General features: G+C 60.5%; 8 protein-coding genes. 5 read left to right on the top strand and 3 right to left on the bottom strand.

All coding sequences use genetic code 11. From position 1 onward, the window contains the following. Positions 1-62: 62 nt before the first annotated feature. Both AC3WLT_RS10000 and AC3WLT_RS09995 read left to right on the top strand, forming a co-directional pair. A complete protein-coding gene (locus AC3WLT_RS10000) occupies positions 63-1,070 on the top strand; it encodes a GlxA family transcriptional regulator (RefSeq protein ID WP_492591721.1) in 1,008 nt (335 codons plus the stop codon). A gap of 658 nt (positions 1,071-1,728) precedes the next feature. Next, positions 1,729-2,778, top strand: coding sequence for a glycoside hydrolase family 191 protein (locus tag AC3WLT_RS09995; protein ID WP_492591720.1), 1,050 nt, complete (start codon positions 1,729-1,731; stop codon positions 2,776-2,778). A 109-nt stretch (positions 2,779-2,887) separates the two neighbouring features. Here the strand turns inward: AC3WLT_RS09995 and AC3WLT_RS09990 are convergent, their stop codons facing one another. Genes AC3WLT_RS09990 through AC3WLT_RS09980 form a run of 3 tightly spaced genes read right to left on the bottom strand, consistent with a single transcriptional unit; the run spans position 2,888 to position 10,326 of the window. Beyond that, positions 2,888-3,526: a hypothetical protein gene (locus AC3WLT_RS09990; RefSeq protein ID WP_492591719.1), complete on the bottom strand. Its 639-nt coding sequence runs from the start codon at positions 3,524-3,526 to the stop codon at positions 2,888-2,890. A 22-nt stretch (positions 3,527-3,548) separates the two neighbouring features. Continuing rightward, positions 3,549-7,457 (bottom strand): tetratricopeptide repeat protein, encoded by a 3,909-nt coding sequence (locus tag AC3WLT_RS09985; protein WP_492591718.1) that lies wholly within the window; start codon positions 7,455-7,457, stop codon positions 3,549-3,551. Beyond that, the gene (locus AC3WLT_RS09980) at positions 7,432-10,326 is read right to left on the bottom strand and encodes a bifunctional glycoside hydrolase/polysaccharide deacetylase family protein (protein ID WP_492591717.1); all 2,895 of its coding nucleotides are present in this window, start codon (positions 10,324-10,326) and stop codon (positions 7,432-7,434) included. The genes AC3WLT_RS09985 and AC3WLT_RS09980 overlap by 26 nt, the downstream gene beginning before the upstream one ends. Before the next feature lie 1,194 nt (positions 10,327-11,520). Between AC3WLT_RS09980 and AC3WLT_RS09975 the strand changes: the two genes are divergently transcribed. The 3 genes from AC3WLT_RS09975 to AC3WLT_RS09965 all read left to right on the top strand — a co-directional run bounded on the left by AC3WLT_RS09975 (position 11,521) and on the right by AC3WLT_RS09965 (position 15,964). After that, positions 11,521-13,521 carry an Agd3-related carbohydrate deacetylase gene (locus tag AC3WLT_RS09975; RefSeq protein ID WP_492591716.1) on the top strand — a complete coding sequence of 667 codons (2,001 nt, stop codon included), beginning with the start codon at positions 11,521-11,523 and terminating at the stop codon, positions 13,519-13,521. A 93-nt stretch (positions 13,522-13,614) separates the two neighbouring features. Continuing rightward, on the top strand, positions 13,615-15,075 hold the full coding sequence (locus tag AC3WLT_RS09970) for a PelD GGDEF domain-containing protein (RefSeq protein WP_492591715.1): 1,461 nt from the start codon (positions 13,615-13,617) through the stop codon (positions 15,073-15,075). Between the two features lie 151 nt (positions 15,076-15,226). Further along, positions 15,227-15,964 carry a tetratricopeptide repeat protein gene (locus AC3WLT_RS09965; protein ID WP_492591714.1) on the top strand — a complete coding sequence of 246 codons (738 nt, stop codon included), beginning with the start codon at positions 15,227-15,229 and terminating at the stop codon, positions 15,962-15,964. Positions 15,965-15,966: the final 2 nt, after the last annotated feature.

The raw sequence follows: 15,966 nt of genomic DNA, 5'->3' as shown, positions 1-15,966 counted from the left end.
GGCCACCCGGGTCCGGCAACCCCGCGCCCGCCTGCGTCTTTCCTCTATCGAGTTCCCGCACGATGCCCGAAGATATTTCGTTTCTGCTGCTGCCGGGCTTTTCGGCGCTCGGCTTCATGTCGGCGGTCGAGCCTTTGCGGGTCGCGAACCGCTTTCGCGGCGATCTCTACCGCTGGCACATTTTGAGCCTCGACGGCGCGCCGGTGGCGGCCAGCAACGGCATTTCGATGAACGCCGAGGCGGCGATCGGCGACGTCAAGGACGTGCAGACGCTCTTCGTCGTGGCGGGCTTCGACCCGCTCGCCTGCTATGCGCGCACGCTGGGCGATTGCCTCAAGCGCCTCGACCGCGCCGGCGCGACGCTAGGCGGCATCGATACCGGCAGTTTCATTCTCGCGGAAGCCGGCCTCTTTAGCGGCTCGGACAGCCTGACCGTGCATTGGGAAGCGCTGTCGGCGTTCCATGAGCGTTATCCCGCGCTGGACGCGAGCCAGGAGTTGTTCGAAATCGGCGCGCGGCGCATCACCTGTGCGGGCGGCACCGCGTCGATCGACATGATGCTCGATCTGATCGGCCGCAAGCACGGCGCGGCGCTGGCCTCGGCGGTGTCGGAGCAGTTTGTCGTGAGCCGGATCCGGCAACGCTCGGATCATCAGCGGATGGAGATCGCGGCGCGCTACGGCGTGCACAACCGCAAGCTGATTCAGGTGATCGGCGTGATGGAACAGCATATGGAAGAGCCGCTCACGTCGGATCGGCTCGCGCAGGAAATCGGCGTGACACGGCGGCAACTGGAGCGGCTGTTCTGTGCGTCGCTCAAGGACACGCCAACGCATTTCTATCTCCAGTTGCGGCTCGACCGCGCGCGCGAGTTGCTGCAACAGACCGATATGTCGATCACGTCGATTTGCGTCGCCTGCGGATTCGAGTCGCCATCGCATTTCTCGCGGACTTATCGCGCGCGGTTCGGCGCGAGTCCGAGAAGCGACCGGCATCCGATGAGCGGCCGCGGCGGCGCGCCGTCAAACACTACGGCGAACCTGGCGGCTGCCGCATTTTCGGAAAACTGATACGAACCGACGCGCTAACGTCCCTCCGCCACCGCGCGGCAATGCAGCGCGTCGACCCGCTCACCGCAAGCCGCCCACACTTCGCCCGTTGAAACTGGGCAACGTGCTGTTCATCGGATTGACCGCGACGCGCGAGCGCCGGCCCGTAACCAAACGTTAAAGCGACATGCCCAGGTGCGTGATTTGGCCCCTTGTGAGGGGAGCCTATCCAAACGCCCGCATCGCCCCTTTCGCTGGCATACACGCGGTCCTTGGCGGGGCTAGAGGCTCACGATTAGTTACTAAAGTTAAATCTAGTTACAGAAACGCCAATTTTTCCCCGTTAAAGTCTCTTTCAATTTATTTCAAATTGTCTGATTTATATGGATTTCAAATTGTCTGATTTATATAGATTGATATGATTTAAGCAAAATCATACTTTCAATCGGATACATCGTTGCTGGCGCACCAAGCTGCCGCAGCGATGTGGACTTGGCGGAATCATGTGCGCCGTGCGTTAAACGGCGGTTGAGCAGACACCCCGTCGACAGTTTTCATTCCCTTGAGTTCAACGAAGGACATCCTCCGTCTATTGGCGGACAGCCTTTCATTGCCAGCGAACAACGAGTGGAAGATGGCAGCGCTATGGCAACAACCAACCTCTAACCTGGAACAACCGATGCGACGTATTTCCACACTTGCACTATCCCTGATCTTTCCCGTGATCCTTAGCGCCTGCGGCGGCGGAAGCGGTAGCGACGCCAGCACTCAGGCTGTCGCCAACAAATCGAGGGGCTCGTCGACGAGTTCCACGTCCACTACGACAACCAGCTCGACTACGTCCACGAGTTCGACCACGTCCACGGCGTCGAGCGGTCCCGGGTTCCCGGTCGCGGGGCCGTGGATGTCATATTACGGTGACGCCCCCAGCCTCGGCGATCTCTCGCGTGTCGCGAACACCTTTCGGGTAATGGATATCGACCTGGACCCCGACAGTGGCAATTTCACCCCGGACAATGTTGTCACGCTGAAGGCCAACGGCCAGAACAAGGTCCTGAGCTACCTCAACGTCGGTTCATGTGAGCACTGGCGCAACTACTGGAACCAGGCGCCTGCCGGCTTCGTATCGTGCGGCGCAAATCAAGCCGCTCAACTCGGCGCGTATCAAGGTTACTCGGACGAAACGTGGATGAACCCGTCCAACCCGGATTACCAGAACCTGATTCTCAACTACGTCGCGCCCAGGCTCGTTGCTCAAGGCGCGGATGGCTTCTACCTCGACAACCTGGAGATCGTGGAACATGGCACGTCCACGACTAACGGTCCCTGTGACGCAAAGTGCAGCCAAGGCGGACTCGACCTGGTCCGCATGTTGCGACAGAAGTATCCGAACCTCCTGATCGTGATGCAGAACGCGACGAGCGATGTGACCCGGCTCGGAACCACGGGCGGCGTGTCATTCAGCAGCCTGCTCGACGGCGTTGCCCACGAGGAGGTCTATCAACCGAGCTATGACAGCACCGCCGAGACTGAATTGCTGAACTGGCAAGGTCTTGGACTGCATCCGGGCGGAAACCCCTTCTGGATTGCGACGCTCGACTACGCCGGCTCATGCTCCAACACGACCGCCGCCTGGAGCGCATACAGCCAGAGCCGGTCGCATAAATTCTCGCCTTATGCGTCGGATGCCAGCTCGGGACAGAAAGTCGTGTGCTATTGGGGCTTCTAAGTACCCGTGTGACTAACAGCGGGGTACAGTGGCCGAGTGGCGGGGAGGCTTCCCGCCACTCCCATGGCTTCCGTATGCACGATGGCCGCACACACATGAACCGTCCGCATCATGACGATGATCTGTTCGATGCAGGTCCCACAACCGGTGCAAGCAACTGTTTCACGAGGTCCTGCGCGACCGCTGCGGCCGCGTCGCGACTCCAGCCTGTCTTGCTCGCCAGACCTGTCCAAATGACGGTGTCGGTGTCGAGGTCGATGACCTGCAACGCGATGCCGATTGCCGGTTCGCCGTCGACACCCACCTTGTAGCGCCACTCGTTCACCGCGCCGGCCAAAGCGTAGTGCAGCTTGTTGTGCTGCGCCCACTGCTTCGCTTTCGCCAACTCGTCTTCATTGCCGGCTTCGAATAGCGCGTCATCGCCGTTTGGGGCTGGATACTGCCGCACGTTCTTGAAGCCTTGGGAATAGAGAAAGCTCGTGACGATCGATGCGGCACGCTGACCGGCGTTCATCGTCTCAGTATGATTCTCGATTGGAAGCACAGCCCAAGGGGCATCGGCTTTGCGAAGCTCGCTATAGTTGCCGTTGCCTTCGAACCGCGAGGTCGGACCGCCATCGATCCTCGCGCACGCTGTCATCAGCATGCTCGATACGGCCAATGAGGCAAGCCAATAGCGGACGGTCAGGCGTGCCCGCCCGGACTGCGTCGACTTCCGTGCCTCATGTGGCGATGTGAACGCTTTCATCTCTTTCCCCTTCGATTCAGTTTCAATACATCCAGCGATAGCGAACCCCGACCTCCGTGACCGGTGTTGAGTGGTTTTGCGAGGCGCTAGAGTGGGTCACGTAAAAGCCTAGCTGGTCCGTTCCTAGCACACTGCCGACGATTCCGGCAGTCACACGCTCCCCCCACCCGGCGCGGGAATCACGCAATGGCCCGGCCTCGATGAACGGCCTCCATGCGCGGGAGTAGCCGTCCATGATGCCGTTGCCGAATCCGACGAGAAGCGCCGCCTGGGTGAATGTGTTCGGCACGAACTGCTGCGCAGAAAACGGCGAGCCGCCTGGCACCAGTTGTCGAAGGAGCGCGCCGGGCGCACCGTTTGCGCTGTACTGACCGTGCGTGAACGCAACCCGGATCGTGTAATCCGGATAGTCGCTACGCAGTTTGTACCCTGCATCTATGTCGAACACGGTCCCGTGGCCGAGGAACGAGCGATCCTGGCCGTAGAAGCGGTCGTACTCGACGCGAGCACGCGAGAATATGTGTGGATCCGGACGGAAAGATGCGGCAACGATCAGATTGTCCTTGACGCCGCCGACTTGCAGTTGTGCCGTTTCGGTAGCCTCCTGGTTGCGTCCCAACGCGAAACTGAAGCTCAGAGGATGCCTGTCGAAAAACGAGCCTTCGAAGCGCAAGCTCGTCACATCCGCAAGCGCGCTGCGGCGCCCCGCCACCAGCGTTTCGCGATCGTCGGCGCCAAAGCGACGCAATACCGCGTCGATCGTTCGATCGTGCCCAGGAACGCCCGGCAACGAATCGTCGCCGTGCTGAGCGCGATCGTTGTAGCGCAACGCAAACGATAGCGTGGGCGTAACCCGGATTCCTGCGGCGAGACTACCTTCGATGAACGACAGCGGTCCTTCACGTACGAACCGAAACCCCGGCGCGATCGCCTGTGCTGTCGGCAACATGGCGTCGACCAGCGTGGCATGCATCTGATCGTTATCGGGCAGCAAGTCCTGCGCGTAGAACGCATCCCGTTGCGCAGCCTCAATGCGGCCCGTCTGTAGCTCTGCGGCAATTCTGGTCTGCAGCGGCAGATGCTCAGACGGGTCGTCGAGGAGCCGCGATAATTCTGCGGTGTCGTTCTCCGCGAGCGCGATCGCGACGTTGGCATACGCCGGCTGCGAGAGACGTTGCGCGTATTGCCATTCGAGCCAGTCGCGCTCGAACCCGTATCCATTGTGAGATTGGGTCCAGGTAAGCACGGCCTCTCGCGCTGCGGCGGAATAGTGCCGTGTGCGTTGAGTCAACTGCGCGGCGGTCGCGGGCGGGAGCATCGAGAGATCACCCAGCTCCGAGGCGACCTGCTCGGATGAGGCCGAATTCGCTTGCGTATCTTCGCGTAAGAGTTCGATCAGCAGTTGCCTCGACGCATCACTGCCCGCAAAATGATCGGTCAGTCCAATGAAGCGCGCCCGCAGCATGGTGTATTCGTCAGGCGTATATTGGGACGGACTCGTCCGATTGATTTTTTGGCGATGTAGCGCGGTCCACACGCTGCGACGCACTCTCCATGCTTCGTCAATCTGTCCATTGAGTTCGAGGGCGTCAGCAACGGAAAGTCGCCACAGCGGATCACTGCGGCGTGATGGCGCGCTCAACCGGAGGTAATGCAAGGCTGCGCGCGCGTCGCCGAGCCTCAAGTAAGCGGCAGCAAACGCACCCGTCAGCGCCGAGTCGCTGGTTGCCTGAAAACGGTACGCACGCAACGCCGCGCGCAGCTCGGTATCGCTGCCCTGGTCGTTCAGTAACCACACGAAAGCCGTGCGCGCTTCGGTATTGTCCGGATCACGCCGTAATGCCGCGCGCACATCCTGCAGCGCTCGCGTTGGTTCGTCGACAGATCGCCAATACTGCGATCGCGCCAGCAGGAACGCCGGCTCGCGCTCCGCCGCAGCACGTTGCTCCGGCGTCAATGAATCGAGGAGCGCCGCGATTCGCCCGAAGGCATGCGCCCGCGTGTAGTGGTATACCGCCAGTTGCAATTCGCGCTGCTCGCCATTGCGCCGGAACGCGAATTCAGCAACGCGTCCGGCATCGAGCGGCTGTGCGTCCAATGCGTCGATCATCCGGTCAAGATCGCCCGATGTCTCGCGACCTCCCGCCAGCAAACGCCTGGAAGCCTCGACGACCACCGGCGGGCGTTGAACAATCCCGCCAAGTAGAGCATAGAAGCGCCAGAAGTCATCGTTGCCTTTTGGCTGGGCGGCGGCAACAGTTTTCGCTGATTCGAGCGTCGCCGTCGCTTCGTCAAAGCGACCTTGCCCGTATAGCGTTGTCGCAATCTTCAACGCATACGCGGGATCAGGGCCGAAGTCTTGCTCGAGCGTCTGCCAGGTCTGCAATGCGAGTCCATCGTCGCCCATTCGCCCTGCAAGCGTCGCATAGCGTTCCAACACCGGCCGCCGCAGCGCGCCGTGCGCACGCGCGGCGAGAAACTGCAGGCCGGCGCGCGGATCGGCCAGCCATTCTTCGGTGGCGACGAATTTGTCGACCCATTCGAGTTGCCGCTGCCTGTCTGCAGCGGTGCCACCATTTGCCTGTTCTGCTTCGTGGCGCAATGCGGCGAGCAACGCACGATCGTCATGCAGCGCGGGTGCGAACTTTAACACCTGCTGCCACGACGCTTCATCGTTGCGCGTTCGGGCAAGCCAGAAGTATGCGTCGAGCGCGACACGCGGTTGGTTGTTCCATATCGCCACCTGGGCCAACCTCTCATGCCACAGGATCGAATCCGGCTCGCGCGCCAACGCTGCCCGGGCAACGTCCGCTGCTTCACGCAAACGGCCGTTCGACACGAACACCCGGAACGCGAGGTCGTCATCCCCATTGCCAGCACGGCTCACGGCAGTCTCATCGCCAGATCCATCGCCTGGGGGCGTACCTGGGCTAACTATGTCGCCTTGTTGCGCGACTCGGATCAAGCTTGGTCGATCGCCGGCACGCCAGGTTGCGAAGCCGAAACCAAATTGCCTCTGGCTGCGCCAATGCGCGAACTCGAAGGCTGCCGCACCCTGCTTGTCAGCGACGCCCGAACGCGCCTTCAACAGCTGGTTTGCATACTCGGCAGCCAGATCCGGTCGGCCGGCGGCAAGCGCGAACTGGATCAGGAAGCGCAGCGTGCGCGAGTCGTTCGCGAGCGGGCCGATATGCGCGCGCGCGGCTTTCAGCGCATCGGCCAACAAGTTACCACCTTGCAATGCTCGCAGCCCGGCGAGAAAGAATTCGCGCTTGTCATTCAGTGAACGCGTGGCCGCCTCGGCGGCGAACGCCGCATCGGCCGCTTCGCGGTAATGGCCGCCGGCAAGCTGGATGGCCGACTCTTTGCCCAACCAGTAGGATGCGCGCGCGGGTTCGAGCATCGCGAGACGATGGTAGTAACGCCCGGCGAGCGCGCCATCGTTCAGCGCGGCGGCTTTTTTCGCAAGCATTTGGAGTTGTTCCGGTGACCAGGCACGACTGGCGGCGTCACTCAGCAACCCGTCCAGTTGCTCGATCCGGTGCGCGCGTTGCATGTCGCCGTCCGGCAGCGCGTAAACGCGCCGCTCGGCAATATCGATGTCGAGCAACAAGGCGTGTTGCCTGACGTCAGCATCCGGTGACGTACGTTGCTTGGCCACCAAGCGCTCAGCGTCGTCGAAGCGCTGCTCGCTCAGATACTCGCGCGTCAGGTGATAGACCACGTTGACGTTATTCGGGTCGGCCCGCAGCCATGCCTCCAGGTAGGCGACCGTCAACGCGTCACCTCCTCCCCCCTCGAGCAGCCGAAGTTCGAGTGTGCCGCGCGGAAACACGGCGACGAGAGCAAAAGCGACCACCGCGCCGAAGCCCAGGATGCGCAAGGGCGAAATGAGTCTTTGCCGGTCAGATTGCACAGTCGACATCCACATGGACGAGTTGCTCTGAACTGGTGGCCGCAACGGTGGACCGCCCAACGCCATAGCTGCTTAACTGCCCGCTTGTCTGGCCCGCCATCATCGCCGCGCGTTCACCGGTCGCCCGCAGGCCGGCTGGCGCGGATTGCTCCGCGTGGGCGGCGCGCGGGTTTGCACCGGCGGAATGGTCCGGCGTCAGCGAGTGCCCATCCGCGGTCACCCGACAGCTGCGCACATTCACCAGCCGAAACGCCGGCGCCACATGGGCGCGCAAATCAAATGACAGCCCCTGTGCAAAACGCGCGAACCTTTCTACGCGCCCGTTCGCGTCAGCGAGGTACGGCAGCGAAGCGTTTGCGTGCGTCGCTGCTGCACCATGCAGCACGTTGATGCGCGCCTCGCTGCCGACGAGGTGCACATAGACGCCGGCTGGACCCGGCGTATAGCCGGCAATGCCGGTGCTGGTTGCAAGATCCGGCACGTCTCCCGGTGCAAGCCGCACGGTGCGCAATTGACCGCTGTCGCGCACCACCCACGTATCGCCATCGCGGGCAATCGAAAAGTTGTAGAAGTCGAGCACCTTCTGCGCATACTCGGACGCGAACACCGGGTTGAGAGGCTGGCTAGCGAGCGCCGCATACACGTGGTCGAGTGCGACAAGCGACGCGTATTTGGTAACAGCGTACATGTGGTAGTGAACGTCGATCGGCTTGAAGCGCATCGGACGGTCCGTCATGTCGAACGTTTCAAGCACACGCTCGAATCCGTAGTACGGCCCCTGCCAGTAGTGGGTGTAGCGTTCTTCGCTCTGATCCGGTGCAAAGACCTGGTAGTAACCTTCTCTCGTCACGCCAAGTGGTGAGATCGCCGTCCAGCTCGGGTATCTTTTCGTGATCACAGTCTCTCCGCCGTTCATGTTCAGCAGGCGCGCGTCATACGTCGCCTTAAGCACCGCGGCAGGCACGGCGCAGTCGCCGCTCCACAGCAACATCTTGACTGGCTTTCCTGCCGGCGCGAGTTCACGGCCGATAAAGGCAGCGGAACCGGCGATCTCGCGATCGATGCTGAAGCGATAGCCGGGAATATTGACCGCTAGCCAGTTCGGCTTGGCACCGCTGCCGCTGCCGGGCTCGTTTGCTTCAGATACGGAACGCATCCATTGCGATGGCTGTGTATAGCTGTGGCTAGCGATCTCTACATTTGCCAATGCGAAGATCCGCCGCGCGATTGCACGCAAGGTTCGCGCATACGCACGATAGGGCCCGCCATCCGACAGCTCGCCCTCGGTGACGGACACAGTCGTCGGCCATCCGTACTTGCGCAGGATGCCGAGTACCAGGTCCCCCGCGTGTGCGCCCTGCTGCGCGCTGCCGGACTCGGCCGGCAGTCCGAATCCGTCGCCGTCGACATGGGTCATCAGAAGGCGCCGGCCGGCTTCCGTCGTCGTGTCCGGGACAGGCATCGCCGGCAGACGTAACGCCTGTTGCAGGAACGTGAGCGGCTGCACCACCCAGCGTGCCTGATTCGTTTCGGCCATCTGGACCACCACAAACGGCCGCATCACGTAGCCGCCCCATCGGGTGATCGCCGCCGCGTCGACCTCGAAATCGCCCGCGTTGAGCCGCAACAGCGATCGACCTGATGCACCGGCCCGAACCGCGACATAGTCGTGCGAGTCAGGCTGTGGCGCCATCTCGAATCCGATTAGCGACGGGTCGAATGCTCTGACCCGCAGCACGCCCTGCGGCGACCCGCCCACCTGCTGCAAGTCCAGCTTCTCGAGCAGCTTGCGATCAAGTGCCATGCCGAAGCGTGCGATTACAGCGACGTGCATACCTGCGTCGATCTGCTTCGCGAGCCAGGCACGCAGCTCTCGCGGCTGCGGATGATCTCGATTCATCCACAACACGATTCCGGCATATCGGTCGTTGAGCGGCTGTTGTGGCAGGGAATCGGCTACGTTGATGTAGTCGGCGTCGTAACCGAGATAGTTGATCGGCATGCCGAGATACCGAACACCATCGGATTGTGCAAGGTCGGCACGCGGATCGCTGTCTTGCAGCACCAGGATGCGCCGCGGCTCCACTTCGATCGCGCCGACGCCCACTATGTCGAGTGCAGGTCCCGTCACGTAAGGAATCACGCCCAGCGCGCGGATCTTCGCGGCAGTCTCTCGCGCACACTGCGTGTCGGCTGGCGGGCAGTAGTCGATCGACACAACGGGCAAACCATAGGCTTTCGTCGCCTGCACCTGCATAAGCAGCCACGAGCGGTCTGCCGGTGTGACTTCCTCATAGCGCTGTTGCACCTGATTCCAGCTTCGGTAAAGCGACTCGAATGCGACGGCGTACACCAGATCGTGAACTTGAGGCAGCAGCTCGAAGCCGCGATTCAGAATCAACTGGGCGGACGGGAAGCGTGACTTGATTGTCTTTATGACAGCGACGATGCCGGCTTGCTGACGGGCGCGCTCGACATCGGTTTTGGCTTCGAGCTGGTAGGAATCGAGCGTATCGAGAAAGAAGCCACGAAATCCGCGAGCCCAAAGCGGCGCGATCACGTGATCGACAAAGAATTCCGGCCATTGCGGTACGGCCTGGTCGACGATGACCGAGCCCCACGCTTTGTTTTCGCCGCGCAGCCACGCTTTCGGAATCTCTTTGAAGTAGGCTCGGTCCCGAGTCACCTCGGCGACGCTCACATACGCCAGCCATGCGGTGTGAGGCGTGTCCGCTGCTTTCGGATCGAAGCCGCTGCCCGGTTCGACCACGACGGCATCGAACGCGGACAACTCGGGTACCGGAACATGGGCACCGTAGTAAAACGCGATGTTGGGCCCATGCGATTCAGCCGGGGAGTTGCTCACGTCGGTTGGGCTTTTCATGGACGAATCCGGCAATGCGTTCGCCTGCTCGTGGAGCGGCGTACGGGACGTTGTGGAAGAAGGGGGGGCGACGGTGCCAGGGTCGACCGGTGCGGCGAGCGCGTCCGCCGAAAGCAGCGTGAGAGACGCTATGAAGGCACAACGGACCACCACGCTAGTTACGCGGCGCCTGCCCGCCCTCAAGACCATGCCTCCCGGGCCCGTCAACTGTAGGCTCTGCACGGCTTACCCCTTTTATGTCCTGACAAAACCACCCACTGGCTTCGACTCGCACGCCGCTGCCCATGCGGGATGACGGGCCGCGGTGGAAATCCGCGGACGATGTTTTGTTACGTCGACGACACTGAAAATACTGTGATGGCCGACCGATGTTTTTCTCAGCGGCGCATGCCACGTTTTTTTCTGACGATCGGCGACATCGGACTCTCTGCAGTACCAAATTACTTTCGCAGAGAATTCTCGCCTTCTCTGCATGAGAGCAATAACCGAAGACCCAACGAAAATCAAGCGAGTGACGACAAAAATTTAGCGGCTTGTTCGCTCGCGCACCATACCGATGATTAGTTATACATATATGGCGTTACATTTTTGATACGCCGCAGCATTACCGCTGCCAGCGGCGTCGATATGCTCCGCCACCATCAGGCGAAGGCACATCGCACCTTGCGGATGCCAGCAAATATTCGATGCCACACGATCTGACGTATCAGCGGTGAAACAATTTCCCTCTTTTTGACAGTCCATTTATGTTCGGATGCCGACACACCTAGTCTCATCAAGGAGCGAACAACACTGGTACGGTCCTTGCGAAAAGATGACACCGCCTGATGTCGACGCCGTCCGAGATCGGACGACCGGTGTCGGCAAAACGACTTCCTGGAGGGGGTATTCATTATGGCCTCAAGAGTTTCCCTAACGCCGGCGCAAAAATCGGCGCTCGTCCTTGGCACGGGTCTGATGCTATTGACCGGACAGGTGCACCTGTCCGCGCAGACCTCTCCCGCATCGCCTGCGAGCGGAACGAGCGCGACTAGCGCGATATTCAAGGTTCATCGCCCGGTGCTACATGGACCCGTGCGGCCTACCAGTTACCCGACGCGCCCCCAGCAAGAGGTACACAAGCTCAAATGAATGTGCCAACAGGCGCCATTGCTATATCGCTTTTCCCGTATTCCTTGCGTCGAGGTTCAAATCATGCGTTCTTTCCAGGCTTCGCGCTGTCTGCGTGTATTTCCCAAACCCGACTCGGTGTTCCCGGCCAAATTAGTGTGGCTCTCCCGGACTATGCCGCCCACCATGCATCGCGGCCCGCTGTCGCGATTTGCAATGTTCCTTGCAATGCTGATAGAAGTCATTGTTCTGTCGTTTGCGACGATGCCGGGGCAAGCATTCGCGGAAACTCCAGTCTCGATCAGCATGAAGCTTCTCGTCGTATCGGCAGACGGACACGAACCGAGTTTTGCCGCGATCAAGTCTGTGCTGAATCAAGTTGGCGTGCCGTACGACACCTTGATTGCGACGCAAACACCGCTTACGGCAAGCATGTTGTCGGATGGCGTTGGCAACGGGCATTATCAGGGGATTCTGCTTAGCACGGGTAACCTGGGCTACTTCGACTCCACCCTCGGCTCTTACCAGAGCGCCTTTAGCGCCGCGCAATGGCAGACGTTATGGAACTACGAGTTGTCCTTCCGCGTCCGCCAGTCGACGTTGTACACCTACCCCGCTGGACTTCCCGATAACTATGGATTGACGCTTATCAACGGCGTCGACACGACGACCAGCCAGATTGCGGCGAGCCTGACTTCGGCCGGCCGTGGCTTGTTCAACTACGTCAACGGCGCGTATCCGATCGTTATCACGAACGCGTGGACTTACCTCGCGACGCCAGCTGGAAGCAACGTGGTGCCGCTCCTGTCGACCCCGGACGGCTATGCGATCGCTTCGATCTATACAGCCTCGGACGGCCGCCAAAATCTGACGATAACGGCCGATGAAAACCCTGACCTGAGGCATTCGCTGCAACTGGCGTACGGCATCATTAACTGGGTATCCAAGGGCTTCTTTCTCGGCCAGCGTCACGTTTACATGAACCCGCAACCGGATGACGTTCTGATCGACGACGACATCTGGGACACGATTTCGCTGACCGATTCGACAGGGATCACCTATCGTATGACCGGCGCCGACTTCACAAACGCAGTCACGTGGCAGACCGCCTTGAATGCAACGGTGCCGAATGCTGGAAAAATCAAGCTCCAATGGCCTTTTGTCGGACAGGGTGCCACCGGAATCTATCCGAACGACACACTCACGCCTGCAGTAAAACTGTTGCAAGGTGCGTTCAAATGGACCAGTCACACCTACACCCACGCAAATCTCGACAATATCAGCTACTCCGATGCGAATACGGAGTTGCAGCAGAACAATAAGATTGCCAAGCAACTCGGTCTGACGCTCTATAGCAAGAACAACATGGTGCAGCCAGATGTATCAGGGCTCAACAATCCGAATTTCCTGAGCGCCGCGTATGATTTTGGCATCCGCTACCTGATTTCGGATACGTCTCAGCCAGTCTGGAACAATCCGAGTCCCAACGCTGGCTTCTACAGCAATGACCAACCGGCCATCCTCATCATTCCACGGCATCCGACAAACCTTTACTACAACGTGTCGACACCGGCGGAATGGGTCTCCGAATACAACCACTTCTATGCGCCGGGCGGTGTGTGGCCGACGTGGGATCACGCATTGAGCTACAAGGAGGTCCTCGACAAGGAGTCCGAGATCTGGTTGCGCTATCTGCTGAAATACGACATCGACCCGATCATGTTCCACCAGCCCAACCTGCGTGTGTATGCGACCGGGAGCACCGCAACCCTGCTCGGCGACCTGATCGCGGAGACGTTGAACAAGTACAACACGCTGTTCGCACTGCCGATCCTCAGCCCAAGCGAGGCGGATGCCGGGGTCGCGATGGCGGCGCGCATGGCCTATAACAACTCCGGCGTGGCAGGTACGCTGTTGCTCGGTTCGTCGAAGAACAGCATCAGGCTCACGACCACGAATGCTGTCACGGTTCCGCTCACCGGCATCAACTACGGCAACAGGCTAGAGACGTACGGCGGCCAGTCGATCTCGAGCATTACGATGTCAGCGGGCAGCACGGTGACAATCCCCGGCCCAGCGTGGTAAGCATCGCGAGGTACGGCTGCGAGAAAACGACGCGGTTGCCACATGCGAGGCAATCGCGTCGGGGAAAATTCACCAGGTCGCTTGAGGTTAAAGATGGCCACTGACACCAAGACACCGCAGTTCGACGCGCGGACCGGTACCAAACCCTCTGAGACCGAGCGTATTCAGCATGCCCGTTTTGGATCACGTCTTGCTCACCTGACCCAGTCGGCGCGCTTCGCATCGCTGCTGCCCCAGGAGCATTCCGCGCTTCACGTGGCACTGGAAACAATACTTTTATCAGCCATCGTGATCGCCGCATGCAGAGCAGCAGTGCCGTCCGATCCGTTGCTCCTGACGATGGAGTTTCCATGGCTGTGGCTGATGCCGATATTCGTCGCACTGCGCTATGGCACGGTTGGCGGGGTCGGCTGCAGCATGATCCTGCTCGGTGCATGGGTGACATTTTATGGCGCGTTGCCCGTGTCGCAATCATTCCCGCGTGGCTACTATTTCGGTGGATTGGTCGCCGTGCTGTTATCGGGCCAGTTCAGCGACACATGGACTAGCCGTCTTCGCCAGGCGCGCGTGTCGAACGATTACCTAAGCGAGCGGTTGTCGATACTGACGAACAATCAATTCCTCCTGCGACTGTCGCATGAGCGGCTCGAACAGGACCTTCTGGTCCGGCCTGTCACGCTGCGCGATACGCTGATCCGGTTGCGCGACCTCACACTGCAGGGATCCGCGTGGCCCGCGCACATCGTCGGCGACGTGTCGCTCGCCGGCGCGCAACGTTTCCTCGAAACCGTCGCACAGTCATGCCAAATCGAATCGGCTCAGGTCTATGAAGTTCGCCAGGGAAGGTTGTCTGACCAACCGGTGGCGAGCGTCGGGCTACCGTTCGAACTCGAAGCGAGCGATCCGTTGATTGCGCATGCACTCGACGAATCGGCACTCGCCCATCTGCAGTCCATAGACGTGCGTACGGGCGCGCCTTCGAGATATATCGTCTGCGCGCCGTTGGTCGCGGCCGGAAAGGAGACCGTTGGAATTTTGCTGGTATCGAAACTACCGTTTCTTGCACTGACCAACGACAACCTTCGGTTCATGTTCGCCTTGTGCAGTTACTATGCGAATGGCACCCGGCATGCTTCGATCACGTGCGACTTGCTGAGCGATTTTCCCGACTGTCCGTACGACTTCGCACTCGAATATGCCCGTCTTCTGTATTTGGAGCGCGAGGGCGGAATCGAGTCGTCGGTCGTCGCCCTGCTGTTCGACGCAAGCAGACAGGCACAAGCGCTGTTTGACTATATCGTGCAGGCAAACCGTGGACGTCATATGCAGTGGACCCTGCGCGGCGACGGCGCGTGGGCGCTGATATTCCTGATGCCACTGTCCGGTGACGTCGCCGTCGAAAGCCGATTGCAGCTGATCGAAAGCGACGTGCGCGCCCAGTTCGGCATCGACTTCGAACGCGCGCGCGTCGTCGCTCACTGGGCGCATCTGAGTGCCGGCGCGCCTGCCGACCCATTGAAACAGCTAATGGCGAACTGCGATGGGGCAACTTGATACTTCGTACGAACAACCGCAAGCGCTCGCGAATGGCGCGTGCGAGGCGCCTGCTTGTGGTGACCGTCGCGTCTCACCACAGAGACCTTCGCCAGTGCTTCGCGGCGCGCACAATGTATGCCGATCGATCGCAGCAACGATCGGCCGAAACATGGCGACGCTCCGCTCAGCTGCTCTTCCGAGACTCGACGAGCAAGCGCTTATCGCGTTTATCCGCGAACCGCAATTCTCGTCGCATCTGCTCTCGAACGTTTCCTATACGCAGGGAAGCCAAGTCAAGGAAGACCTGCTGAACCGTCGGGCCACCACATGGCGCCGGGTAACTGCACTGTTCGCCCTGCAGTCCATGCCTCCTCGGACGGCGAGTCCGATATTGCATGTAATGCTCAACGACCCGGTCGACGACATCCGGCTGCTCGCATACGGAATGCTCGACAGGCTGGAGAAAGCGCTGACGCAGCGCATCCTTCTCGAACGGCATAAGCTTGCATCGCCGCTGTCCGACGAAGAACGCTTCCGGATCGACAAGACGCTTGCGGAGCTCTACAGCGAACTGGTTTATGCCCGCCTCGTGGAAGGCGATGTCTATCGCAATGCGCTCGAGCAGGCCAATTGCCACGCGACAAATGCACTGCGAACGCATCCAGGCGACGCGGCACTGTGGCGACTACGCGGACGACTGGAATTCGAGATGCGATGCCTCGACGACGCCGAGGTCATGTTCGCGAAGTCGATCGACTGCGGCTTTCCGCGCAAGCGGATCCTTCCGTACCTCGCCGAGCTTGCTTATCTGCGCGGCGACTATGCACGAGTGCGGAGTTTGCTCAACGAGGTGACTGCGACTCCCCCACCTCTGCTCGATGCGGTTGTCGCGTACTGGATTACATGACG

Source organism: Paraburkholderia sp. FW306-2-2C-D06C (genome assembly GCF_058781505.1).
Note: the sequence above shows the minus strand (reverse complement) of the source record. Positions and strands in the feature narration are given on the sequence as shown.